23 protein-coding genes are annotated in these 25,404 nt (G+C 46.7%); 15 read left to right on the top strand and 8 right to left on the bottom strand.

The genetic code is table 11. The features are described 5' to 3' along the window. Positions 1 to 672 precede the first annotated feature (672 nt). Positions 673 to 1,176, top strand: a complete 504-nt coding sequence (locus tag QUB13_RS04040) for a YbjN domain-containing protein (protein WP_333379172.1) — start codon at positions 673 to 675, stop codon at positions 1,174 to 1,176. Positions 1,177 to 1,250: 74 nt separating this feature from the next. On the opposite strand, the gene QUB13_RS04035 is transcribed toward QUB13_RS04040, so the two are convergent. From QUB13_RS04035 to QUB13_RS04025, 3 genes are all read right to left on the bottom strand, one after another. Beyond that, entirely contained in the window at positions 1,251 to 1,709 is a 459-nt protein-coding gene (locus QUB13_RS04035) for a divergent PAP2 family protein (protein WP_194008601.1), read from the bottom strand. 14 nt (positions 1,710 to 1,723) lie between these two features. After that, positions 1,724 to 2,650, bottom strand: coding sequence for a geranylgeranyl diphosphate synthase CrtE (crtE, locus tag QUB13_RS04030; RefSeq protein WP_333379372.1), 927 nt, complete (start codon positions 2,648 to 2,650; stop codon positions 1,724 to 1,726). A gap of 189 nt (positions 2,651 to 2,839) precedes the next feature. Continuing rightward, positions 2,840 to 3,727 (bottom strand): LysR family transcriptional regulator, encoded by an 888-nt coding sequence (locus tag QUB13_RS04025; RefSeq protein WP_333379169.1) that lies wholly within the window; start codon positions 3,725 to 3,727, stop codon positions 2,840 to 2,842. A gap of 112 nt (positions 3,728 to 3,839) precedes the next feature. On the opposite strand from QUB13_RS04025, the gene QUB13_RS04020 reads away from it, so the two are divergent. Continuing rightward, a complete protein-coding gene (locus QUB13_RS04020; RefSeq protein ID WP_333379167.1) occupies positions 3,840 to 4,328 on the top strand; it encodes a GNAT family N-acetyltransferase in 489 nt (162 codons plus the stop codon). A 69-nt stretch (positions 4,329 to 4,397) separates the two neighbouring features. Beyond that, positions 4,398 to 5,162, top strand: a complete 765-nt coding sequence (locus QUB13_RS04015; RefSeq protein WP_333379165.1) for a methyltransferase domain-containing protein — start codon at positions 4,398 to 4,400, stop codon at positions 5,160 to 5,162. Positions 5,163 to 5,368: 206 nt separating this feature from the next. On the opposite strand, the gene folD is transcribed toward QUB13_RS04015, so the two are convergent. Further along, positions 5,369 to 6,244, bottom strand: coding sequence for a bifunctional methylenetetrahydrofolate dehydrogenase/methenyltetrahydrofolate cyclohydrolase FolD (gene folD / locus QUB13_RS04010; protein WP_333092612.1), 876 nt, complete (start codon positions 6,242 to 6,244; stop codon positions 5,369 to 5,371). Positions 6,245 to 6,390: 146 nt separating this feature from the next. On the opposite strand from folD, the gene QUB13_RS04005 reads away from it, so the two are divergent. The 5 genes from QUB13_RS04005 to QUB13_RS03985 all read left to right on the top strand — a co-directional run bounded on the left by QUB13_RS04005 (position 6,391) and on the right by QUB13_RS03985 (position 13,105). After that, positions 6,391 to 6,825 (top strand): DNA-binding protein, encoded by a 435-nt coding sequence (locus QUB13_RS04005; RefSeq protein ID WP_333379161.1) that lies wholly within the window; start codon positions 6,391 to 6,393, stop codon positions 6,823 to 6,825. Positions 6,826 to 7,143: 318 nt separating this feature from the next. Next, a complete protein-coding gene (locus QUB13_RS04000) occupies positions 7,144 to 7,590 on the top strand; it encodes an NUDIX hydrolase (RefSeq protein ID WP_333379159.1) in 447 nt (148 codons plus the stop codon). A gap of 133 nt (positions 7,591 to 7,723) precedes the next feature. Then, complete coding sequence (locus QUB13_RS03995) at positions 7,724 to 10,018, top strand: family 2 encapsulin nanocompartment cargo protein terpene cyclase (RefSeq protein ID WP_333379157.1); 2,295 nt, start codon at positions 7,724 to 7,726, stop codon at positions 10,016 to 10,018. A gap of 83 nt (positions 10,019 to 10,101) precedes the next feature. Next, the gene (locus tag QUB13_RS03990) at positions 10,102 to 11,511 is read left to right on the top strand and encodes a family 2B encapsulin nanocompartment shell protein (RefSeq protein WP_333379154.1); all 1,410 of its coding nucleotides are present in this window, start codon (positions 10,102 to 10,104) and stop codon (positions 11,509 to 11,511) included. A 187-nt stretch (positions 11,512 to 11,698) separates the two neighbouring features. Continuing rightward, positions 11,699 to 13,105: a family 2B encapsulin nanocompartment shell protein gene (locus QUB13_RS03985; protein WP_333092607.1), complete on the top strand. Its 1,407-nt coding sequence runs from the start codon at positions 11,699 to 11,701 to the stop codon at positions 13,103 to 13,105. A gap of 397 nt (positions 13,106 to 13,502) precedes the next feature. On the opposite strand, the gene QUB13_RS03980 is transcribed toward QUB13_RS03985, so the two are convergent. Beyond that, positions 13,503 to 14,048 (bottom strand): LeuD/DmdB family oxidoreductase small subunit, encoded by a 546-nt coding sequence (locus QUB13_RS03980; protein ID WP_333379151.1) that lies wholly within the window; start codon positions 14,046 to 14,048, stop codon positions 13,503 to 13,505. Between the two features lie 185 nt (positions 14,049 to 14,233). On the opposite strand from QUB13_RS03980, the gene QUB13_RS03975 reads away from it, so the two are divergent. The 4 genes from QUB13_RS03975 to QUB13_RS03960 all read left to right on the top strand — a co-directional run bounded on the left by QUB13_RS03975 (position 14,234) and on the right by QUB13_RS03960 (position 21,416). Continuing rightward, on the top strand, positions 14,234 to 15,106 hold the full coding sequence (locus QUB13_RS03975) for a hypothetical protein (protein ID WP_333379149.1): 873 nt from the start codon (positions 14,234 to 14,236) through the stop codon (positions 15,104 to 15,106). A 392-nt stretch (positions 15,107 to 15,498) separates the two neighbouring features. Then, a complete protein-coding gene (locus QUB13_RS03970; RefSeq protein ID WP_333379147.1) occupies positions 15,499 to 16,704 on the top strand; it encodes an RNA-guided endonuclease InsQ/TnpB family protein in 1,206 nt (401 codons plus the stop codon). Between the two features lie 517 nt (positions 16,705 to 17,221). Continuing rightward, positions 17,222 to 19,324 (top strand): GAF domain-containing sensor histidine kinase, encoded by a 2,103-nt coding sequence (locus QUB13_RS03965; RefSeq protein ID WP_333379145.1) that lies wholly within the window; start codon positions 17,222 to 17,224, stop codon positions 19,322 to 19,324. A 412-nt stretch (positions 19,325 to 19,736) separates the two neighbouring features. Beyond that, positions 19,737 to 21,416: an ABC1 kinase family protein gene (locus QUB13_RS03960; RefSeq protein ID WP_333379142.1), complete on the top strand. Its 1,680-nt coding sequence runs from the start codon at positions 19,737 to 19,739 to the stop codon at positions 21,414 to 21,416. Between the two features lie 255 nt (positions 21,417 to 21,671). On the opposite strand, the gene QUB13_RS03955 is transcribed toward QUB13_RS03960, so the two are convergent. Then, the gene (locus QUB13_RS03955; RefSeq protein WP_333379140.1) at positions 21,672 to 22,034 is read right to left on the bottom strand and encodes a DUF5615 family PIN-like protein; all 363 of its coding nucleotides are present in this window, start codon (positions 22,032 to 22,034) and stop codon (positions 21,672 to 21,674) included. A gap of 2 nt (positions 22,035 to 22,036) precedes the next feature. Then, positions 22,037 to 22,324 (bottom strand): DUF433 domain-containing protein, encoded by a 288-nt coding sequence (locus QUB13_RS03950; RefSeq protein ID WP_333379138.1) that lies wholly within the window; start codon positions 22,322 to 22,324, stop codon positions 22,037 to 22,039. A 125-nt stretch (positions 22,325 to 22,449) separates the two neighbouring features. Here QUB13_RS03950 and QUB13_RS03945 point away from each other — a divergent pair, with 125 nt between their 5' ends. The 3 genes from QUB13_RS03945 to QUB13_RS03935 all read left to right on the top strand — a co-directional run bounded on the left by QUB13_RS03945 (position 22,450) and on the right by QUB13_RS03935 (position 23,622). Continuing rightward, positions 22,450 to 22,668: a hypothetical protein gene (locus QUB13_RS03945; RefSeq protein WP_333379136.1), complete on the top strand. Its 219-nt coding sequence runs from the start codon at positions 22,450 to 22,452 to the stop codon at positions 22,666 to 22,668. Between the two features lie 193 nt (positions 22,669 to 22,861). Continuing rightward, positions 22,862 to 23,221 carry a hypothetical protein gene (locus QUB13_RS03940; protein WP_333379134.1) on the top strand — a complete coding sequence of 120 codons (360 nt, stop codon included), beginning with the start codon at positions 22,862 to 22,864 and terminating at the stop codon, positions 23,219 to 23,221. Further along, on the top strand, positions 23,221 to 23,622 hold the full coding sequence (locus QUB13_RS03935) for an HNH endonuclease (protein ID WP_333379132.1): 402 nt from the start codon (positions 23,221 to 23,223) through the stop codon (positions 23,620 to 23,622). Before QUB13_RS03940 ends, QUB13_RS03935 begins: the two co-directional genes overlap by 1 nt. 199 nt (positions 23,623 to 23,821) lie before the next feature. Here QUB13_RS03935 and QUB13_RS03930 read toward each other — a convergent pair whose 3' ends face one another. Next, positions 23,822 to 25,153, bottom strand: coding sequence for a serine/threonine-protein kinase (locus QUB13_RS03930; RefSeq protein ID WP_333379130.1), 1,332 nt, complete (start codon positions 25,151 to 25,153; stop codon positions 23,822 to 23,824). Positions 25,154 to 25,404: the final 251 nt, after the last annotated feature.

The raw sequence follows: 25,404 nt of genomic DNA, 5'->3' as shown, positions 1-25,404 counted from the left end.
GCCGTTAGGCGTTGAGTAATTCCTTAACCTATGAGTTTCCACTCAATTAGTTTTCCCAGCGATTAGGGAGCTAAAGAAGTAATTGGCAAAGGGTTAGCACTAGAATTCAAGTTTCCATTCAATTGTTTCCCCACTCGCGGGGGAAACTTCTATGATACACCCGAGACAGTGCAAGATGTTTAGAGGCTCTTTGTGAGGCTCAGAGGTTTTCCCTCAAATTTAAACTTGTGACTACTCATAAAACATTCTCAAACCCTTACGCAGTAATCTTGCGAGGCTGACAACACAAAAACATTATTTGAGGTATTTTGTCACTAGCCTCGCAAGGTTAGGGGAGTTACCTAAATCAATAGGGAACTTAACCGAGCTTAGGAATTATTCTCTGAGCAGATTAATGGTTTGCGGGCAGATAGCCTATTTCTCAGCATAACCCTCTTTTGTCACTTTCGGCAGAAAATAATCTGGGATGGTTATAGCATAAGACTTTTACCAAAAACCTTGATTTGGGCCATTCTGTTAGAAAATAAATGCTCAAATCCTTGATCTATCTACAGTTGAAAATTTTGGTCTCATTTTTAATTTCCCAGAGTGACAAAAGAGGGTTAAAGTAATAATTTTAAGCTAAAGCCCAGTAAACTGATTATTGGAATAGTTTTCCATCTAAATATAATCATGACTAACAGCGAGCCGAACATACAAACAGCTTCCGCAGAAAACCAATCGAGTGAAAGCGCGATCGTCGATGCCCAGGTAGAAAAAGCTACAGCAGTCACCTATGCAGAAGAAATTGAGACTGTGATTGCCAGCATGGCTGTAGACCAAAAAGTCATGGTGGGCCAAAATGAAGCTGGCGGGCATCTTTGGAAATTCAAGTACGGCAGCGTCGAAGTATTCGTACAACTCAGCGGCGAAACCGAAGATGATACTTTGACTGTTTGGGCTTTTGTACTGCAGTTGCCGGCAAAGAATGAAGCTCAATTAATGCGGAAAATTCTAGAAATGAATTGGCTGTCTACCTTGGAATCTCATTTTGCGATTGTGGACAATCAAGTTGCAGTAATCTCGACTCGGACGATCGCCGAAATCTCTGCCGGGGAAATTTCTAGAATTATTACTATTGTCGCCACCATCGCCGATGACAACGACGACTTGCTACAAGCAGAATTCGGTCAATAGTCATTAGTCATTAGTCATTAGTCATTAGTCATTAGTTAACAGTCAACAGTCAACAGTCAACAGTTAACTGTTAACTAATATGCAGGCCCTGCAATCCAAGAAATCGCGATTCCCAGCCCCAAACCGACGACTACTTGAAAGGGAGTGTGTCCCAGCAACTCTTTCAGGCGAGCTTCATTTAGGTTGTGATCTTCCTCAAAAAACTCGTCAATTAGTTGGTTGAGAATGCGGGCTTGTTTGCCGGCGGCTTGGCGGACGCCAGCAGCATCGTACATAACGATAATTGCAAAAATCGTGGCGATCGCAAACTCGGAACTTTCCCACCCCATCGTTTGTCCCACACCAGCCGCTAAAGCGCCGACAAAGGAAGAATGAGCGCTGGGCATTCCGCCGGTGGTTACTAAATTCCGAAGATTGAATTTACGATTTTTGACTAATTCGATCGGCAACTTTAATACTTGAGCCGCCAGACAAGCGATCAAAGCCACTATCAGTACATGATTGTTTAAAATGCCGCTGCAAATTTCCTGCATACTGTTTGGTATTTCTAGTTACTGCGGCTTGTAATAAAATCAGCAATCCCCAGCAGCGGTAGAGCTTTGCTCCCAAACACTGCCAGTTGAGACTTAGCATCAGCAACAAGCTGCGAAGCTTGGCGCCGAGACTCATCAATTCCCCACAAACTCGGATAAGTCACTTTCCCTGCTATAACATCTTTCCCAGCAGTTTTGCCCAATTCTTCTTGAGTAGCCGTAATATCCAGAATATCGTCAATTATCTGGAAAGCCAGCCCAATATTCTTGGCAAAACGAGACATCCGCTGCAAATCAGCAGCCGAAGCCCCACCCAAAATTCCCCCACAAACTACGCAGGCTTCTAACAGCGCGCCGGTTTTGTGAGCGTGAATATAATTCAAAGTTTCCAGAGAAACATCTGTCTTTCCTTCCGACTCCACGTCAACCACCTGACCGCCGATGAGTCCACCAGCCCCGGCAGCTCGCGCTAAATGGGCGATCGTCTGCAACACCTGCTGGGGGGGTACGTTCTGAGTTTTACTGGCTATAAATTCAAAAGCATAGGTCAACAAACCATCCCCAGCCAAAATAGCGATATCTTCGCCATAGACTTTGTGGTTTGTCAGTTTGCCGCGCCGGTAGTCGTCATTGTCCATTGCCGGCAAATCGTCGTGAATTAGCGACATTGTATGGATCATTTCCAAAGCGCAAGCTGTCGGAATTGCCATAGAGGTAGTGCCGCCGGCGAGTTCGCAGCTAGCCAAACACAGGATCGGACGCAAGCGCTTGCCGCCCGCTAGCAGCGAGTAGCGCATGGCTTCGTAAATTTTCTCTGGGTAGATGACCGGTAGTGCATTGTCGAGAGCTACCTCGATCGCCCTTTTTTGCTCGACTAAGTAAGTAGATAAGTCGAAAGCGGATTCCGGTTTGGAAGAATCCATTTCTGTTGCCAATACCATCCCTTGCTCTCTTGTACTGAATGTGAATGGAGATACTTTGAGTTGTTCAGGTCGAATCTGGCCGACTTTTAGGGCGGTGGTTATCCGCACTCCGAGTATCAATTAATCATTCTAAGGGTGTTGTTGCACAGAAAATCTTTGAGTTTTGATAACTTTGTGAAATTACCCGTTTATCTAAAATCTACAATCTCAAATCTCAAATCCGCCACTTTGCCTGACAACTTCCAAAAACCGCTGCACCGCTGCCGTAGGATGGTTGCGCCAAATTAGGGCGATCGCCACCATGCAGGTTGATTCTGGCAAAGATTTGTAAACAACCCCGCTGCGCTGGAAATTTTGCATGGATGCCGGGACGATCGCCACGCCCATCTCGGCCGCTACCAAACTGATAATTGTCTGCATTTGAATCGCTTCTTGACCGGCGATCGGGCTAAAACCGGCTTGCTGACAAAGACTGACGATCGCATCGTACAATGCCGGAGCTTGGGAACGCGGAAATAGGATAAACGGTTCGCCTGAGAGTTCGCGCAATTCCACGTAAGGGCGATCGCTCAAAGGATGCGTTTCTGGTAGCGCCACCATCAGAGGTTCTCGAAACACGATTTCGGAATTTATGCCATCTTCCTCGACTGGAGGGCGCACGAAGCCGAGATCAATGCGCCCTTCCCGCAACCGCTGCAACTGTTCGTTAGTTGTGAGTTCGTGCAGTTCGAGTTTGACGGCCCGACACCGAGTGCGAAACGCCTGCAAAATAGGTGGAACCACATTGTGCGCGGCGGAACTCACAAAGCCTACAGTTAGTTGGCCGAGTTCGCCACGGCTGGTTTGTCTGCCGAGTTGAATTGCGCGATCGACTTGCTGCATAATTTTTTGTGATTCCTCAAAAAAAACCTGTCCCGCTTCCGTTAGCTGCACCGTCCGCTTGGTGCGGTGAAACAGTTGAAAGCCCAACTCTGCCTCCAAATGCTGAATTTGTTGGCTCAGCGGAGGTTGAGCCATGTGCAGTTTTTCGGCTGCGCGAGTGAAATTCAACTCTTCTGCAACCGCAATGAAATAACGCAAATGTCGCAGTTCCATACATTTTAAATCATTAATATTTTAAAAGTATAAGTTGTTGTTTAAACAAGTATTGGACATTTATGAGGGCATTTAATACACTGATTAATAGGTGAAATTGAGAATTCAAATAATGGCTAATTTGGCTATCAAAATTAGAGAAGCAGAGCTGGCAGATTTGGAACTCATTCTGGCTTTTATTTCGCAAAAAAGCGAGTTTGATGGAGCCAGACATCTGTTAGCAGCAACAACAGATAAATTGCAGGAAACTTTATTTGGCAATCGTCCGCTAGTGCGGGTTTTGTTGGCGGAAGTTGCAGGAAAAGCGGTAGGATTTGCGATGTTTTATCCTTCCTATTCAAGTTTGTTGGCGCAGCCGTGCCTCTGGCTTGATGATTTGTTTGTGCAAGCTCCTATGCGCGGTATGGGAGTGGGTACAGCTTTGTTGAAACATTTGGCACAAATTGCTGAGTCCACAAATTGCGGGCGGATTGAATGGACTGTTAATACTGGGAATGCGCCTGGTATTGCTTTTTATGAAAAGCAGGGTGCGCGGATTTTGGAAAATATTAGGGTTTGCAGAATTGAGGGGGATGGAATTAATCTGCTTGCTGGGAAATGATTTAATAACGAACCGCGAAGGCGCGAAGAACGCGAAGAGAAGAGAAAAGAAGAGAAGAGGAGAGATGAGATGGCACAAGCTTTTTGGAATTCAGCTCTTTATGAGGGAAATCATGCTTTTGTTTGGCAGTACGGCGAATCGCTTTTGGAGTTGCTGGTTCCGAAGGCTGGTGAACAAATTCTGGATTTGGGCTGCGGTACGGGACAGTTAACTGGAAAAATTGCTGAAAGCGGTGCTTTTGTGCAAGGTATTGATTCATCTTTGACGATGATTTCTACGGCAAAAGTTAACTATCCTCAGATTAATTTTGCGGTGGCGGATGCTAGGGATTTTCAAGTGGAACAGCCGTTAGATGCTGTGTTTTCTAATGCGGTTTTGCACTGGATTAAGCAGCCGGATGCTGCGATCGATTGTGTGGAAAAAGCGCTGAGGCCGGGAGGGCGTTTTGTGGCTGAGTTTGGCGGTAAGGGGAATGTGGGGGCGATCGCCCGGACGCTTTTGAGTGTTTTGTCAGAAATTGGCTTGTCGGAGCCCCAATCGCTTAATCATTGGTATTTTCCGAGTGTCGGCGAGTATGCTGGACTTTTGGAAAAGCAGGGTTTTGAGGTGGTTTATGCGGTTTTGTTCGATCGCCCGACTCCCCTAGCCGGCGGCAGCGCGGGTATGGTAAATTGGATTGAGATGTTTGCAGGCGGGTTTTTGTCGGGTTTGTCGCCGGAAGTGCGATCGCACGTAATTAACGCAGTTGAAGAACGTTTGCGGCCAACTCTTTACCGCGATGGTAATTGGATTGCGGATTATCGACGAATTCGCGTTGTTGCTGTCAAACAATAGTCGCCGCAGCCACAATTAGCCTGTACGGTATTTAATAGACTTTTTGCATAAATGCTCGATCCTGCAACCGTAGATGTCAGAGAGATCAACACAAATAAACGCAGATAATTTGTGAGTGACTGAGTGAGTGCAAGAGATACAATCCATCGCAGAACCCGCATGATGTAGGGTGCGTCCAGCAGGCGCACCTTACCGCTACAGGCGCATTAAACTATCTTTTTCTGATAACTCGAAACGGTATTTTCCAACAGCATAGCAACAGTCATCGGCCCTATTCCTCCCGGCACCGGCGTGATAAATTCGGCTACTGTTTTCACAGCATCAAAATTTACATCTCCGGCCAAACGGCTAGTACCGTCTGGATTTACGACGCGGTTAATACCTACATCAATTACTATTGCTCCCGGTTTGACCATATTAGCTGAAATCATTTCTGTGCGCCCGACTGCAGCTATCAAAATATCGGCTTGGCTGGTAATTGATTCTAGGTTTTTCGTCCGCGAATGAGCTACAGTCACAGTACAATCAGCTTCTAACAGCATCAGCGCCATCGGTTTACCTACCAAAATACTGCGCCCCAAAACAACGGCATTTTTTCCTTTCAAATCAATCTGATATTCTTCCAATAACCGCATCACTCCGGCGGGAGTACAACTGCGTAAACCTTCTTCCCCGCGCACCAAGCGGCCTAAATTTATAGGGTGCAATCCGTCTGCGTCTTTGTCTGGGGCAATTTGGTACAGCAGTGCAATTGCATCTAGGTTTTCTGGTAGGGGGAGTTGCACTAAAATGCCGTCTACTCGATCGTCCTCGTTGAGCGCCCTAATTGCAAGTTCGAGCTCAGCTTGAGTCGCATTTGCTGGGTAATGCTGGCCAAAGGAAGCTATGCCAACTTTAGCGCAGGCTCGCTCTTTGTTACGCACGTAAGCCGCGCTGGCTGGGTTGTCCCCCACCATCAGCACTGCAAGTCCCGGAGGACGCCCAATCTGGGGCTGTAGGGCGCGGACTCGATCGCTCAGCTCGCTTTGAATCTTTGTCGCTAAAGCTTTGCCATCTAGTATTTGAGCAGTTTTGGAATCCATTGTAGACTCTGGGTTAGGGGCTGACGATTTTAGATTTTACCTTAATCGCAGACTCGGACTAAACTAGAGGAATTTCGCCTCTTGCGATCGAGTCTGGAGATTCTGTTAAAGTAAGTCGTATCTCAAATCTCAAATCAGTTGACCTAATGACTACATATGCAATTAAGCAAGTTTGGGTTCAAAGATTCTCCACTGGCTCTTTATTGCTAATACTTACCAGCGGTTTGCTCAGTTGTGGCAGTTTACCGATGTCTCAACTCAATCTTGGTTTTAATGTTACTAATATTGCGGACATTCAACAAAAGCGGCAAGTCGATAGTGAAGTTTATCTCCGGGGAAAGGTGGAAAATCGCGCTCCTTTTGTGGGGAATGCGGCTTATCAAATCCAAGACAGTACCGGTAAGATTTGGATTTTAACTAAGCAAGCTTTGCCCCAGCTTGGCGATGAAGTTTTGCTGAAGGGAGAAGTCCGCTACAAAAGTATTACGCTAAAGGGATTGGCAGGACAGGATTTAGGTGAAGTTTATGTTGAGGAACTGAAACAATTAAAACGCATTTCAGCGGCCGATGGTTCGCAATAGGTACAGGCGAATTTGTTCGCTAATTAAGATTGATTTTGATGTAGTTGGGATATTGTCTGTGGGGTGGGTGCTGGTTTATTAAAATTGTTTGTTGATGGTCGATATTATTGGTGAAACCGCCCCACAGACAATAAATGATTCCGTATATCCTAAGTCGCTAAACCTTTATGATTAATGACTAATGATATCAATTCCGGTTGCACTCAAACATGATTGTTGACTGTTGACTGTTGACTGTTGACTCGATTTTATTATTCCGATGCAACCGGAAACGATATGATTAATGACCAATAACCAATAACAAATAACCAATAACCAATGACTAAAATTCATGTTGCGGTCGCCATTTTATACCGAGACGGCAAGTTTCTCTGCCAGTTGCGGGACGATGTTCCTAATATTAGGTATCCGGGACATTGGGCTTTGTTTGGCGGACACATGGAACCGGGGGAAACGCCGGAAGTTGCCGTAGTCCGGGAATTGCAAGAAGAAATTAGTTATGCTGCTCCTCCTAGAAGTATCTCTCTTTTTTGTTGCGATGTCGAAGGAGATGTTGTTCGCCACGTTTTTCACGGACAACTTAGTGCGGATGTCAAGGATTTAGTTTTGCTTGAAGGTTGGGATATGAAGTTGTTGACACCGGAGCAGATTCGGGCTGGCAAATGCTTTTCTGAGCAGTCAGGAGATGTGCGACCTTTTGGCATTGCTCACCAACGTATTTTATTAAATTTTATTGACTCGATCGCTACCGTGAATATGAACTAGCGTACAGTACAATCACTAACAAACCACATATGAGACCTGGCTAGGGCGGCGAGAATGCTAGCCAACTGCCACAGCTCAGCCGTTGGTCGGCAAAAAATAGCAAGAAGACCCAACAGAAGGTTACGCGCAGATCATGCAACCATTTAAACTGCCAGAATTTTATATGCCTTGGCCGGCACGACTGAACCCAAACCTGGAAGCAGCGCGAGTTCATTCCAAGGCGTGGGCTTACGATATGGGCATACTTGGCTCAAAAGAGGAAGCCCAAGAGCAACCTATTTGGGACGAACGTAAATTCGATGCCCATGACTACGCTTTACTTTGCTCTTACACCCATCCAGACGCACCAGGGACGGAACTTGACCTAGTAACCGACTGGTATGTGTGGGTATTCTTTTTTGACGATCACTTTCTGGAAATCTATAAGCGCAGTCAAGATTTGGTTGGGGCGAAGGAATACCTCGATCGACTACCCGCATTTATGCCGATTTTCCCTAACGAAACCCCTCCCGTTCCCACCAACCCAGTAGAGCGCGGTTTGTTAAACCTCTGGTCTCGCACTGCCTTTACTAAGTCTGTGGAATGGCGGCGACGATTCTTTGAGAGTACCAAGCACCTCTTAGATGAGTCGATGTGGGAACTCGCCAATATCAATCAAAATCGGATTGCTAACCCGATCGAATATATCGAGATGCGGCGTAAAGTCGGTGGCGCACCCTGGTCAGCCCATCTCGTCGAACACGCTGCGTTTGTAGAAGTTCCAGCTAAAATTGCCGCCACTCGACCGATGCGAGTCTTAAAAGACACATTTGCCGATGCAGTGCATCTTCGCAACGACCTGTTCTCCTACCAGAGAGAAGTGGAAGATGAAGGTGAAAATTCCAACTGCGTGTTGGTTTTGGAGCGCTTCTTGAATATTAGTACCCAAGAGGCGGCTAATCTCACCAACGAGCTGCTGAACTCGCGGTTATATCAGTTTGACAACACTGCTGTTACCGAGTTGCCCTCCCTCTTTGAGGAACACGGAGTAGACCCCGTAGAGCGTGTGAACGTTCTCCTTTACATCAAAGGACTTCAGGATTGGCAGTCGGGCGGTCACGAGTGGCACATGAGGTCGAGCCGCTACATGAACGAGGAAGCGGGTAATTCTGCGACACCGACGCTGAATCTAGGCCCCACAGGGTTAGGGACATCGGGGTTGCGGTTGGAATCGTTATACTCCACCTTGGGTTTAGGAAGGTTCAATAGCTTTACTTACGTTCCCTACCAGGCTGTAGGGCCCGTGAAATTGCCTAAGTTTTATATGCCCTTCTCTACCACTTTGAATCCCAATCTGGATGAGGCGCGGAAGCATTCCAAGGAATGGGCGCGCCAGATGGGGATGCTGGACGAGCTACCGGGCATTCCTGATGGCTTCATCTGGAATGACCACAAGTTTGATGTTGCCGATGTCGCCCTATGCGGTGCGTTGATCCATCCGAAGGGGTCTGAGGATGAGCTGAATCTGACAGCGTGCTGGCTGGTGTGGGGAACCTATGCCGACGATTACTTCCCAGCCATCTACGGAAATAACCGGGACATAGTTGGTGCGAAAGTGTTCAACGCCCGAATGTCGGTTTTCATGCCCCTCGACGACTCCACTCCCCCTGCCGTGCCGACTAATCCGGTGGAACGGGGCTTGGCAGATATTTGGTCTCGCACTGCTGGGCCCATGTCCCTCACCGCGCGGACTGAGTTCCGCCGCGCGATTCAGGATATGACTGACAGTTGGGTGTGGGAACTGGCCAACCAGATCCAAAATCGGATTCCTGACCCGATCGATTATATTGAGATGCGCCGTAAGACCTTTGGCTCGGATTTGACGATGAGCTTGTCTCGACTAGCCCAGGGCGGCGAGATCCCGATGGAGATTTACTACAGCCGGCCGATGCGATCGCTGGAGAATTCTGCGGCAGACTTTGCCTGTTTCACTAACGATATCTTCTCCTACCAAAAAGAAATCGAATTTGAGGGCGAAATCCATAACCTCGTGCTAGTTGTGCAGAATTTCCTCAACTGCAATATACCCCAGGCTGTCGAGATTGTGAACAATTTGATGACCGATCGGGCAAAACAGTTTCAACACATTGTTGCCACTGAATTGCCTGCCCTATTCGACGATTTCAACCTGGATGAAAGTACCCGCGAGAAATTGCTGGGATACGTCGAGAAATTAGAAAATTGGATGTGCGGCGTACTCAGGTGGCATATCAAGGTAGACCGCTATAAGGAATTTGAATTGCGTAATAGTGCTTCCCCGATCGCGCGGCTGCTGGGCGGCCCCACAGGGCTGGGAACCTCGGCTGCACGGATCGGCTCGTTGGTCGGTGCGGGAAATCATTTTGACAATATTTGGTCGAGCAATTCAGACCCTTATGTAAGAAAATAGGTTTTGTTGGAGTGGGTTCTTTTGTCAGCGTTCGGTCAAATTAGACCGAGTTTTTTAGTAACTAGATAGTTGAGGATTAAGTTGTGACATATTCTAATGATTCGGGTGCGGATGTTGAGGGTCAACAGCCCCAACTGAGTTTGGGTACAGCCGCTGCCAAAAATTTGGCGACTACGACCAAATCTGCACCGCAGATGCAGGAAATTACATCCCGGTGGTTGTTGAAGCTATTGCCGTGGGTGCAGACGAAGGGTGGCGTGTTTCGAGTCAACCGTCGGTTGAGTTATACCGTCGGTGATGGGCGCGTCACTTTCACCAACACCGGAGCGACGGTGCAGGTGATTCCCCACGAACTTACTGAGTTGCCCTTGCTGCGAGGGTTTGACAACCTTGATGTGTTAACTGCCTTGGCAAATCAGTTTGTCCAGCGGGAGTACGCCCCAGACGAGGTGATCGTCGAGATTGGTCAGCCGGCCGATCGCGTGATCCTGATTGCTCATGGCAAGGTGAACAAGATTGGTGTTGGCAAGTATGACGAGCAAATCGTATTGGATGTGCTCGCCGACGGCGACCATTTCGGCGATGAAACTGTGGTGCAGTCCGACGACACTTGGCAGTACACCCTCAAGGCGATTACCAGAACCATAGTGTTGTCGCTACCCCAACAGGCGTTTGAGCAGTTGATCGACCAGTCGGAAGCGTTGCGAACTCATGTTGAGGAGTTCAGAGCCAGCTTGGAACAGCCGCAGAACATGCACGGTGAAGCCTGCATCGACCTGGCAGCGGGACATCTCGCGGAGACCGAGTTGCCGGGAACCTTCGTCGATTACGACCTTGCACCCCGGGAATATGAATTGAGCATCGCCCAAACTGTGTTGCGGATCAGTACCAGGGTAGCCGATCTCTACAATGAACCGATGAATCAGACCGAGCAACAATTGCGGCTGACCGTCGAAGCATTGCGGGAACGTCAAGAGTACGAGTTGATCAACAACCCAGATTTTGGGTTACTGCACAACGCTGACCTCAAACAGCGCATTTACAGCCGTGGTGGCACACCCACCCCCGACGACCTCGACGAACTGCTGGCTACGGTATGGAAGGAGCCATCGTTCTTCCTAGCTCACCCCCGCACGATCGCAGCCTTCGGTCGCGAGTGTAACAGCTTGGGTATCTATCCAAGCAGCATAGATATGAACGGCGCTCAAGTGACGGCTTGGCGCGGCGTACCCATATTCCCCTGCAACAAGATCCCCATCACCAAGGCCCGCACCAGTTCTATCCTCTTGCTCCGCACTGGTATGGAAAAACAAGGGGTGATCGGCTTACATCAAACGGGTATCCCCGACGAATACCAACCCAGCCTCTCTGTCCGCTTCATGGGTATCAGCGAAAAAGCTATCATCTCCTACCTGGTCACTGCTTACTACTCGGCAGCCGTCCTAGTACCTGACGCACTCGGCATCCTCGAAGATGTCGAAATCGGGCGCTAAATATTTGTGAGAGATTCAGGGAAATAACTTGTGTCAATGAGCAATTGGCAAAAGGGTTATCGCCTTAACTTCTTATCTATTGGATTAGGCACTCAGGACTTACGCAAATGTCATCCTACTAGATAGCGGTTAATGGCAGAATTTGCGTAAGTCCTTGCACTTTTGTTAGTAACTAAAGGATGAGGTAATGACGTATTCTAATGATTCGGCTGCGGATGTTGAGGGTCAACAGCCTCAACTGAGTTTGGGTACAGCCCCTGCTAGGAATTTGGCGACGACGACCAAATCTGCACCGCAGATGCAGGAAATTACATCGCGGTGGTTGTTGAAGATGTTGCCGTGGGTACAGACGAAGGGTGGCACCTATCGGGTGAACCGTCGCTTGACCTATACAGTGGGTGATGGGCGGTTGACTTTCACCAACACCGGAGCGAGGGTGCAGGTGATTCCCCAAGAACTGTGTGAGTTGCCCTTGCTGCGAGGGTTTGACGACATCGCGGTGTTGAGTGCGTTAGCAGGTCGGTTTGTGCAACAGGAGTTCGCACCTGGTGACATCATCGTGCAGTTAGGTCAGCCGGCCGATCGGCTTTTCTCGATCGCTCATGGCAAAGTCAACAAGATGGTTGTTGGCAAGTATGGCGAGGAGCCTTTGCTGGATATGCTGGCAGATGGCGATCATTTTGGCGATCATGTGTTGGTGGAGTCAGAAAGCACTTGGAAGTTTACAATCAAGGCTGTAACCCGATGCACCGTATTGGCGCTACCACAACAGGCGTTTCGGGAACTGCTCAACCAGTCGGGGGCGTTGCAGGCTCATGTTGAACAGTTTAGGACTCGTGCCGAACAACCACAAAACAAGCAGGGCGAAGCTTCGATCGCATTGTCTGCCGGTCATCTTGCGGAAACCCAGTTGCCAGGGACTTTTGTTGATTACGAACTCTCGCCCCGCGAATATGAGTTGAGCGTTGCCCAAACTGTGTTGCGGGTGAATACTCGCGTCGCGGATCTGTACAACGAACCGATGAATCAGACGGAACAACAACTGCGGCTGACCGTGGAGGCATTGCGGGAACGTCAAGAACACGAGTTGATCAATAACCGGGAATTCGGGTTACTGCACAATGCTGACCTGAAACAGCGTATCTACACCCGCAGCGGTCCTCCCACCCCCGACGATCTTGATGAATTGATTACTCGTCGGAGGAAGTCGAAGTTCTTCCTGGCTCATCCCCGAACAATTGCCGCCTTCAGTCGGGAGTGCAACCGCCGAGGCATCTACCCAGACAGCATTGACATGGATGGGAGCAAGGTAATCACTTGGCGCAATACACCCATTCTTCCCTGTAACAAGATCCCAATTACCAAGAACCAGACCAGTTCTATCTTGGTGTTGCGGACTGGTGAGGAAGACCAGGGCGTGATCGGTTTGCACCAAACGGGTATCGCCGACGAATACCAACCTAGCCTGTCTGTCCGATTGATGGGCATCGAGGAAAAGGCTATTATTTCTTACCTGGTCAGCGCCTACTATTCCGTTGCTGTCCTTGTTCCCGACGCCCTCGGTATCCTTGAAGATGTTGAAATCGGGCGCTAGGAGGGTACAGCTATTGAGCAGGTTCTGTGGGAAAAATTGTCCGATCCGAGACCCCGATTGCTTCCCCTAAATCCCGATCGCTAGCCAAGAAAACCTTCACTCAGCAACGCCAGAACTCCCACAAAACTCTAGGATATCTCATTACTTTAGGATTTACGCAAGTCTCACAAGTATTAAGGTACTCTACTATTTCAAACTTTCGATCGTCGCCCTATTATAACGAAAGTAGTAGAGCACTCTACAAGTCAATAGAAGTGTGCCAGTTGCATAAGTTTTCTACTTGTTAGGCACTACCAAATTTCCAAATAAAAGTAGGCGGACATCAATACAAACAAAATCAAGAAACCCGGTTTTTGTAGGCAATCCCTGTGGTTGCTATCGGGTTTCTTTGCAGTCTTTACCGAGCAGCAATCATTCCCGTTTGGCGCGCGTAGTCAAACAACCCTCCGGCATCAATTACCGGCCCTACTTCTCCTAAAGGTTTGAGCGAGAAAGTTCGATCGAGAGTGTGGTTGATAATTTGCTCTGCCGCAAAGTCGATCGTCACTTCTTGGCCTGTTACAAATACATCGCACAGTCGATCGACCGATTCGATCGGATACAATTCGCCAGTAGCCGAGCAATTGCGAAAGAAAATCCGCGCGTAAGACAAAGCTACCACAGCTTTCACGCCCGCAGCCCCCAGAGCGATCGGAGCGTGTTCCCGCGAAGAACCGCAGCCAAAATTTTCGCCAGCAATTATAATCGGATACTGGGTTTTGATTTCGCCGGCTTCCATAAACTTGCCGTAGCGATCGGGCAACCCAATCATCGCATAACTGCCGAGTTTCTCGTACTCGTCGGGCTTCGAGGGCACCAGGGTCAGATATTCGGCAGGAATAATTTGATCTGTATCGATGTTGTCGTCTAAAACAAAAATTTTACCGCTAATTACTTTACCCATAGTTTATTTATTTCCTTTTGGCGCGAGCTCTTCGGCTGTGCTGATAGTTTTAAGTGCGATCGGTATGCAAAATTTGCACCAGTTCATTTTAACCTGGCAGCGCCAGTGATAACCTGTAGGAGTAAAAATTAGATCCGAGACTTTGGATTGATAAATATACAGACTGCTAAGCGTCAAGAAGTTTTATGGTGAATCAACAAATAGATGATATTGCTCGACAAGCTCGCCTGGGCTCCGTGGCAGCGATTATTCAAATCCTTAACGACCAGCTCGCACAGGTAGGAGTCAGGGCCAGAGCCGTTTTTGCCGAAGGTGTGCTGCAACTGCTGTGCGAAGCTGCCACACCCCAACTGCTAGAACAGTCTAGTTTGGTCGATCGAGTCCGAGAAATTTTGGAGGGCCTAGATCCCCGCAATATTCGCCGAGTCAACATCAACAGCAGGCTTGTCCGAGAACACCAACTGCTGTGGCTCGAAGAAATTAGCCGCGATCCCGAAAATCAACTGCTGTGGTCTCAACAAATTAAACTCAGAAAGCCGAATTTGTTCAAGCGTTTGGCCGCCGCCCATCACGAACGCCACGATCGAGGGGGCAAGCGGGCTTTGCCGAGAATTGCTCCACTTCGCTCGATGCAGGAACCGCGAAAATTACCGCGCGGTCTCGTCGCAGGTGTCGGCTTGACCGTGCTGTTGCTCGCTGCGACCGCCGCCATCTACAAAGGGCTCAATTCCCAAGTGCCAAACAGCACCGCAGCCACCACCCAAGCCGTTGCTACTCCAAGTCTGGCAACACCAGAAAAGAAAATTTCTCAGCAGACTGCTAATTCTGCTGTGGACTCTTTTGCACAAGCTGTGCGAACGGCCGAGCAAGCAGCCACCGAGGGCAAAAATGCTCAATCTCGCCAGGATTGGTTAATGGTAGCTGCTAAGTGGCAACAAGCTTCGGATTTGATGGCCGCCGTGCCTCCAAATCATCCCCGCTACACGACTGCTGTCAACCGGACGGCTGTGTACCGCCAAAATAGCGATAACGCCCAAGAGGAAGCACAAAATAAGTAAGCAGGAAAGTTGCATAAATTTAACAAGATAGCTGGCTCAGTGTCTCTATAAGCAGTAAAAAATGATTTTTTGAGCAAAAACTTCGTAACCATCAGCCAGAGCGCGAGTAAGGATTTGGGGATTTTTTAATTTTTGCGCTCGCCATCACTCGATCGGCTGATTTGTATCACAATAAAATTTTGCTAGGATCACAAACTTAAATAGGAAACATCACAGACTCAGCAGAGGAGTGTCACCAAGCGGTCTCTAGAAAAGCTTGATAATCATAACGGTCAGTCGATTTTCGTATTGAAGATTTACCACAAAACTGGGTCTAAAGCCCCGTCCTTATAGGACGACTTTAATTTAGCCAAAACCGTGCTATAGTCTTTATATCCATCACAGCGACGTAAATGTTAGTATTTGAAGCCAAGCTAGAAGGAAAAAACGAGCAGTACGAACGGCTAGACGAAGCCGTTCGTACTGCTCGTTTTATTCGGAATAGCTGCATCAGGTACTGGATGGACACAAAAGATGTAGGTCGCTACGACTTAAGCGCTTATTGCGTAGTCTTAGCGAAGGAGTTTCCTTGGGCAGCCAAGCTCAACTCAATGGCAAGGCAAGCTTCTGCAGAAAGAGCTTGGTCAGCGATTGCGCGGTTTTTCGACAACTGCAAGAAAGCAAGACCCGGTAAAAAAGGTTTCCCGCGATTTAAAAAGCATGAAACACATGGTTCTGTTGAATACAAAACTTGTGGATGGAAACTTTCTGAAGACAGACGAAATATAACCTTCACCGATGGATTTAAAGCAGGAAGTTTTAAATTATGGGGAACTCGTGACCTACACTTCTATCAGTTAAATCAAATCAAGCGGGTGCGCGTAGTTCGCCGAGCTGACGGGTACTATGTACAATTCTGTATTGATGCGGAACGAAATGAGAAGCGCGAACCTACTGGACGAACCATTGGTTTAGACTTCGGGTTAACGTACTTCTATACAGACTCTGACGGAAATACCGTAGAGAATCCACGCCATCTGAGAAAGTCCCAAAGGTCACTTAAAAAGCTTAATCGGAGACTCTCTAAAACTCAGAAAGGCTCTAAAAATAGAGTTAAGGCTCGGAATCGTTTAAGCAGAAAACACCTCAAGGTAAGTAGGCGACGTAAAGACTTTGCCGTGAAATTAGCAAGGTGCGTAATCCAGTCCAACGACTTGGTAGCCTACGAAGACTTGTCGGTGCGTAACATGGTTAAAAACAGAAAGTTGTCTAAGTCTATATCAGATGCAGCTTGGACAGCTTTTAGAAATTGGGTTGAATATTTTGGCAAAGTGTTTGGGGTGGCGACTGTTGCAGTGCCTCCACACTATACAAGTCAAAATTGTTCTAATTGCGGGAAAGTCGCGAAGAAATCGTTAAGTCAAAGAACACATATTTGTCCACATTGTGGATTTGTCTTAGATCGAGATTGGAACGCCGCTCGCAATATATTAGAACTAGGATTGCGTACCGTGGGGCACACGGGAACCTCAAACGCCTCTGGAGACATCGACCTCTGTTTGAGTGAGGAAACTCCTTCAAATAAGTCGGGTCGTAGAAAGAGGAAATCTAAACAGTGATGTTTAGAATCACCGTGGCTTTAGCCCGGTGAGGATGTCAATTTCAGCATTCAATCTAGGAACCAGAACAAGACTCTAAAATCTTGGGATTTCCATGACAAAAGTGTCGGAAAGCAAGTACCCGTTTTTGGGCGCATGAAAATTAGTGGGATGGGATTTATCCCGATCGCGCACGAGGGTGTCAAAATCATCCAGTACAGATCGAAGGGTAGAAAAGAGCAAAATAAAACTCGATCCGCTTGAGGTATATTTTCCTACAGACAATGACCCGCCCGCAAGCTACACAAACACAGAAAGCGGGCTCATAACAGTTAAGCTGACTGTGATTGATAGGTTCAATTTGCAGCACCAGCTCAAACACTATTTAAAAATAAAGGCTTATTTGCCATGATCGATCGCCAGGGAAATCAAGACGTTACTCAGATCGATCGACCGATCGACCGATCGCCAGTCTTGCACTTTGCATCTACCACAAATCACAGAACCAGTATCAGTCCCAAAATTTCTGGATCGTCTTATGCAGTATCAGGTCGATCCCGCCCTTAATGGGCCGCAATTTTACCAAATTCTCGCTACCAGCATCGATCGAGAAGTCCTCCTGCAAATAGCAAATACTTTGGGGGCTGCATGGGGGGTAGATTTCTGCTTGGTTGCTGCTGTAGCTAACCAGAAACTAATAAATCCCAATGCTTGCTGGGAAAATAAGAGCGAGCGCCCAAATCCTGCCCCTGTCGCAGCGGATTCAACTCAAACAGCGGAACAGTCCCAAACCACAAAATTAGAATCGCCCAACATATCACTCGACCATCCACTCCTGGCCAAAGTCCTAGCAGAGGGCGAGATAGTGGCGATATCAGACTATCTCGATAGTGCAGCAGCTTCATCGCCCAATTCCCCCGTGACACCGCTGTCTTGGAGGGCAATTTTGGCAGGACCAGCACGATTTGGAGGAGCTGTAAATGGGATAATAGTTGTTGGTAAGTCGCAACCTCACGAGTGGTCGGCCGCCGACAAAAAGCGCCTAGAAGCAGTATCAGACGCGATCGGCATCGCGATTTGTCACATTCAAAAAAATCAAGAAATTGCCAGTTTAAAACAACAGTTACAGCAACAAGCTCAATACAAAAATCTTCTCAAATCTGTGGCCGCAGCGATTGAGACGAGTTCAGAAGTAGAGCTAATTTTGCAGCGAGTTATTGAACGTACCGTCGATACCCTGCAAGTAGATAGAGGTCAAATCCTGCTGTTGAAATATACAGATCCCCTCTTAGAAACATCTTCCCTGACTCAAACGCCCAAAGCAAAAGTCGAATTGGTTCGCGAATTCGCTGTTAAAAAAAATGCCAATAAACAAACAATAAAATCAAACAATGTCCCGAAAAAAAGTGCGAGTGGCAAAACAAAAAATTTAGAAAAAATATCAAATTCCAAATCTCAAATCTCCAACTCAAAATCAAAGAATTCTCCCGTTTTTTGGCTGTCGGAATCTAATTTGTGCGATCGAGCATTCCACACCGCACCCCAACCCCTCGCCCTCGCTGACGCCAGCGAATTAATCGGCAAGGAACCAGAGAAACTCGCAGAAATCTTGAAACTCCAAGACATTCGCGCCCTATTGCTAGTTCCCCTCACCGACACCAACAAAGAGCAAACCGTCTTGGGGTTCTTGGTGTTGCAGCGCTCCGAGCCCCGCCCTTGGAGTCCTGAAGAATTGGAAGTGCTCGAATCAGTCTGCTCCCGAGTCAGCAAGGCGATTATCCAAAATCAGAAACTCAAGCAAGCGCAAACCCTAGTCGAAGATAGAACCGCTCAGTTGCAGCAAAGTCTCGAGGTGCAGGAAAAACTGTACGCAAAATCTGCCAATCAACGAGAGCAACTACGCCAATTGAAAGTGATGAAAGACGAGTTTCTCAGTACAATGAGTCACGAGTTGCGTACCCCTCTAACCATCATGAAGCTGGCGATTCTGATGCTCAAACAAGCAGAACAGCCCTTAGCAAGTCGGGCTAGGAATCTCGACATTCTAGAGCAGCAGTGTTCTAAGCAAACCGCTCTGGTTAACGATTTGCTGGCTCTCAAGCAGTTTGAACCGCAGCAAGTCCCTATTGCTCCGATCGAAATCGATCTCAAGCATTTAATTCAAGATTTAGCTGGGGATTTTGAAAAAAATTGGGCACAGAAAGGATTGACTCTGAAGGTAAATTTGCCGAAGTCTTCCCCTTCGCTGCAAACCGACCTGGACAGTTTCAAGCGGGTGCTGCTGGAACTGCTGACGAATGCTGGCAAATACTCGGCTGCTGGAAGTGCGGTGATTTTCGAGGTTTCTGAGGCTGGTGACTGCATTGTCTTGAGCCTCTCTAATTTCGGGCGCGGCATTTCTGCTGCTGATTTACCCCACATCTTTGACAAATTCCGCCGCGGGACAGGCATTACTGACCAGGCGATCGCGGGTACGGGTTTGGGTCTGGCGCTGGTAAAGTGTTTAGTAGAGCACTTGAATGGTACGATCGAGGTGTCTAGCTCTCCTGCAGAAAGTTCTGAAGCTGGCGACTTGTGGCGCACATCTTTTACTCTGACTCTGCTAAAATCTCCAGCGGAATTCTGTCATCTAGAAGAATAGTTAGGTAAAAAAGCAACGCTTAATTGGCAACAAACAGGCGAAGACTTACCTTTATTCCGAGATTGGAAAATCTCGCAAACCTAGCAAATCCTGCTTTTAAAATTGTTTGTCAGGTTTCCTGTCTCAATAGCAGGTTCGTAGTGCGGACTTAAGTCCGCTCTTAAACAGGTTCGTAGTGCGGACTTAAGTCCGCTCTTAAACAGATTCTATAGGAGATAGAGGACTGGAGGGGGTGTTTAAATTATTAAATTTTAGTTCCTGAGTTTATTATCCATTTTTGACCGCATAAACCGGGTTTTTCAAATTTTTCCAAAGCCTGCAACGAAGTATTTTTGTACGTCGAAGCAGGTTTCTATGCTATAGAATATCCATAAAAAATTATCGCGCTGCATGGAACTAGAACCTGAATATTATGCTAACAAAAGCTGCACCAAAACTCCTGCGTTGGCAGCGTTCTAAATATTCGCCCCTGGCACGACAAATAGACGTTTTTGCTGCAACGGCACAGTTTATGTTTTTTTTGTGGTGGGATGGACTGCTGCAAAATAATTCTCCTCAAACTAGAAGAATTCGCGCCCATTGGTTGGTCAATACTTTGCTGGATTTGGGCCCGACTTTTATTAAAATCGGGCAGTCTCTCTCGACTCGGGCGGATTTGCTGCCGCTGGAGTACGTGAAGGAGTTGGAACAGTTGCAGGATCGGGTTCCTGAGTTTGGTTCCGAAGAGGCGATCGCCCTTGTAGAATCAGAATTAGGCAAAGATATTTATGCTTTGTACCGCGATTTTGACCCGTTTCCCATTGCTGCAGCGAGTCTGGGACAGGTGCACAAGGCGAGGCTGCACACCGGGGAAGATGTGGTTGTCAAGGTGCAGCGTCCGGGTTTGGAAAGTTTATTCGATTTAGATGTGAAGGCGGTGCGCCAAGTGATGCGTTTTTGCGATCGCTATTTTCCGGCGACGCGCAAGTACGATTTGGAATCTATTTATCACGAGTTTTTTAAGATTTTATATCAAGAAATTGACTACGTGCAAGAAGGTAAAAATTCCGATCGCTTCAGCCATAATTTTCAAGAATATCCTCAGATTATTGTTCCTAAAGTCTACTGGCAATATACTACTAAAAAAATTCTGACTGTAGAATACGCACCGGGCATTAAGGTGGACGATCGCCTGAGTTTAGAAGCGATAGGAGTAGATATTGCTAAGCTCAATCAAGTGGGGATTTGCTGTTACTTGAAGCAATTATTAATTGACGGCTTTTTTCAAGCTGACCCGCATCCGGGAAATTTGGCGGTGACAGAAGATGGTAGGTTGATTTTTTACGATTTTGGGATGATGGCTGAGGTGAAGTCTCTGGCTAAAGACCAAATGGTCAATACTTTTTTTGCGGTGCTCAGAAAAGATACTGATGAGGTACTCAATACTTTAATGACGATCGGCTTAGTTGAGCCGATGCCGGATATGATGCCGGTGCGGAGGCTGATTACTTTTTTGTTGGATAAGTTTATTGATAAGCCGATCGACTTTCAAGCTTTTAATGAAATTAAGAACGAACTTTACATTATGTTCGAGCAGCAACCGTTTCGCTTGCCTGCAGAAATGATGTTTATTGTCAAGTCTCTGACAACTCTCGACGGCATTGCTAGAACTCTTGACCCTGACTACAATTTCCTAGCATCCGCTCAGCCTTTTGTCAAGAGTATTGCTGTGAGTAAGGGCCGGGGAAGTGCGATCGCAGAATTGGCAAAACAAGCGCGAACTTTTATCACCTACAAATTGCGACAGCCGAGCAAATCGCAAGTTTTTTTGAAGCGTTTCGAGCAGCGGATCGAAGATGGCGAATTGCAAATTAGAGTACGAAATATCGAGAGCGATCGCGCCCTCAAACGCATTAATCTAGCTCTGAAAACTCTAATTTTTGCCTGTGTGACTGGTTTTGCGGTGCTGTCGGGTGCGGTGCTGCTGGTGGGCGGATATCAAACGGGGGCGATCGTGGCTTTTGCTGTTGCGGGATGCGGCGGCTTATTTGCGCTGCGCTTTTTATTAGATTTGCTGGTTAAGGAAAAGCTCGATCGCATGGTAGGAAAATAAATATACTTGGGAATTGGGAATTGCGATCGTAGTGAGGACTTTAGTTTTTTTAAAGAACTAAGGAATGAAAATTTAATAACTTAAGCGACTGCTCGTTACCAGGCTCTGCCTGGTAATGCAGATAGGCGAGGCTCTGCCTCCTTTGAGGAAGGCAACTTACAGGAGAGAGGACTGTAGGAGGTGTTTAAGTTATTAAGTTTTCGATCCTAAATGAAAGACGAATTGGGATCATGATGTCTCCTGCATTTAAAATTGCTAGTCCATATAATTTCCCAGAAACTCTTGCTGAGCGATCATCTCTTCTGCTGACTTTGCAGAAATCAACCTCAAAAATCCTCGCAATTGTTCCCCAATCGAATAACTTTGTCTGCCCATCACAATTCCTGAATGTTCCCGGTCTTGTTCCATATAAATTTTATGCAAGCGACAAAAGTCTCCCACATTCAAAGTATAGATAACTCGCCCTTGGGCAGTTGCCCATATTAATTGCTCTTCATCAGTGCAACTGAGATTGCTAGCTTCAGCAGTTGTAGCTACATCAATACCTGCATTTCGGAGCGCTTTGACTAAGGAACGTTCCAGAATATCCTCATCTAAATATAAACGAATTTGGCTCAAGATTAACTCTCTGCTTTGTGTTCATTAGCTAAGCGATCGCACTCAGCGTCTTCATCAGCAATATCAGCATCTATTTGCTGTTTATTGGCGTAGTAGTAAGCTAGTGCTGCATGAACTTGTGCTAAATTTAAGTGGGGAATTTCTGCAATAATTTCTTCGGGTTTCATCCCCATTTTGTACCAAACGGCGATTCGTTGAACTGTTATTCTAGTGCCTGCGATGCGGGGGCGATTTCCACAGGTGTCTGGTGTGGAAATGATGAGAGTGCCAATATCAGTTAAAGTTGGCATAGGTAAATCTGGGGTTAAAAATTAGAATTCAAGTATAGCATAAATTTATTAAATTTTTAAGTTATAATCAAATCAAATCAAATTGCCCTAATTTTTCCACAATATAAAAAGCAGGAGGATTTGCTATGTCAACTACTGTTCGAGAAGTTTACGATCGCGTTCTTTCTACCCTTTCACCAAAGGATAGACTGCGCTTGGCAACTCTTATTCTCAACGATTTGGTGCAGCAAAATGTATCGGTTGTCGATGAAAGCGAGACTTGGACTGAAGAAGATAAACTCGATGTAACGGCATTTTCTTTACAGTACGCGGCTACCATTTTTCCTGAAAACGAGGAGATTTAATAGTGTCTTTTAATCATGGTGATGATGAACGTAAAAAAAAAGGATTTCAATAGCATCGATCTGACTAATTTTAGGCGTTTTTAACTGCAATTGCAAATGCTTGAGAGCGGGCGATCGAGCTACGATCGATAAACTTAGCTATAATTGTAAGGAATCAGGTTATACTAAATTAGTAACTAACTTGCAATCAGATATGACTGCGGTAACTATCCTGCCTGTACTTAATACCAACGGTGAGAAATCCTATCGTGCTATTGCGGGCGATCGGCAATCTGTCGGTCAAACTGCGGGTCAAGCTTTAGATGCTTTGACTTCTTTGTTAGGCGAAACGGACTTCAGCGCATTAATAGTCATTCAAAGGTTTAATCCTGATGAATTATTTACTATCCAACAACAAAAAAGATTATCAGAATTAATGAATTTGTGGCGTACAGCGCGCGATCGAGGACAAACTCTTTCTCCCCAACAACAAGCGGAATTAGAAAGTCTTGTCGAAGCCGAACTTAAAGCTGCTACTATTCGGACAGAAGTTCTCGTACAACAATCGATCTGATGAATCCTAACTACAATTTAGTAGCAGATCGCGCTGCTCATCGTTGCGAATATTGCCGCGCACCTGAAATAGTATTTAACTTTCCTTTTGAGATTGAACATATTGTTCCACTTTATCGAGGCGGTAATAATGAGATTTCAAACTTAGCATTAGCTTGTCGCTCTTGCAATCTGCGGAAAGGAACTAATACAAGCGGAATTGATTCTACATCTAATACAGAACTTTCCCTGTTTCACCCAAGAGAAAATAGGTGGGAAGATAATTTTCAAGTGCAAGCTGAGTCAGGTGCGATCGCAGGAATGACACCAGTAGGTAGAGTAACAGTTACAGCTTTGGGAATGAATTCTCAAGCACAGTTAATAGCGCGACAATTATGGATTCGTTTAGGTTTATTTCCCTAATTTTTTTGTCAATCTATCTCCTTCACTACCTCCAAAGTTAGCCCCAAACAGTTTGTGTTGGCCAATTGCTATCACCCGAATTTCGCGAGTCTGTTGTTTGAATAGTAAACCCGCGCGTAGCAGGTAATGAAATGACCAAAAGCCGATAACTTCGTAGAAAAAGGTTAGAGAAAAAAGACTTGACAAAGGGCTGAAATCGCTATAGATTACAGCTTACAGCTCTCGATGCGAGAGAAGCTCTCGATGCGAGAGAACCACCACCACACCACCCGCCCCAACCCAACGACCGCCGGGCCCCACCCGCCGCCGGGAGGTGGCCGGTAGGTGCTTGCTTATTATTAAAGGTTAGGTTACTGTATTCCAACCACTGTCCTTCTTTTCGCCAACCCACACGATCGCCTAGCTTGCATTCAGTGTCATAATCAACTTTACCACCAACTTCCAACCAGATTTTTTTCTGGACGCTAAAGCCAAAACGACCCTGACTGCATTTTACCCACAACTGGTCGATCGTCCGCAAATCATCGCAAGGAAAATTCTCGATCGATTCCCTATTAAAATAGCCTTCCTTCTCCCGTCTTGCAGCTTTTAACATCACCTTGAGTGTTTTCCCATCCGCTGCTTCCCACTTTTCCGCTGCCAATAAATCCCGCAGGTGAGTATAGTCAACTCCCCGCGCCGATTTAAGCTGTACCGAAACACCGGCAACCGTTGACGGAATCGGTTCCCGGAGATAATTCAACCACTCTTTCATCGACTGCGGCCGATGTTGCGGAGCGGATGCCATGCCTTTTTCTATAGCTAAATTCACCCAATCCTTCACCCCAAAATCTTTAGCAGGTTTCAACGCTTCATTTCTAAAATGCCGATTGAGAGAAGCTGTTGGCACTTTTCCAGTTACCGCATAATATAAAGATGCAGCTAAAGCATAAATATCAACCGTTGGTTTACCGCTACCTTCGATATGCTGTTCCCAAGGAGCAAAAGCAGGGTTATGAGGATGTCGGCTACTAATAATACTTGGCATTAATTCACTTGCAAGACCAAAATCAATTAATACCGCTTGCCCGTTGGGACGCAACATAATATTACCTGGATGGGCATCTCGATGGACAATTCCTGCTTGGTGAACATCACTTAATGCTTCTCCAATTTGGCGGATAATTGCCACTGCTTCCGTATCCGGGAGTCGCCCCTGTTGCTGTACGGCATGAAATAAACTTTGCCCGACTACTAAATCCATTACCAAACAGTGAAGGCTTTTTTCCTCAAACAAATCGCTAATGCGGACAATTCCAGGATGCGCGTTTTGGCAAAATTTGGCTAAGATTTGCCCTTCGCGGATAAATCGGCGGACAAAGTTGGCGTATTCCGGGTCATTTTGCAAACTTAGATTCGGCGTTTTGAGGACAACTTGATGCTTGAGTTGCAAGTGTGTGGCCTTGTAAGTCATGCCAAATCCCCCCATTCCCAGGATGGTGTCAATGCGGTAGGGGCGAGTTTTGAGGATTTGTCCGGGCGTCCACAGCATGGCAGGTTGTTTAAATTCTCTTTAATTGCTAATTATGATAAACTGTCCGACCTCTAAAAAGCAACGAACAGGAAGCAATAACATGATTTACCGACTCCGACAAAGAAACCGGGTTTTTACCGAATTTGTCGATTGCAATGAAAGATTTTCGTAAAAAACCCGGTTTCTGAACTCCCACGCGCAACTCCTAACTAAGTCGATCGCCCTTATTGCCGACAGTCAAATCAAATTAGGTTAAACTACACTCAAGC

Source organism: Microcoleus sp. B4-D4 (assembly GCF_036705185.1).
In the GTDB taxonomy this organism is placed as follows: domain Bacteria; phylum Cyanobacteriota; class Cyanobacteriia; order Cyanobacteriales; family Microcoleaceae; genus Microcoleus.
This window is presented reverse-complemented; position numbering and strand designations above follow the sequence as displayed.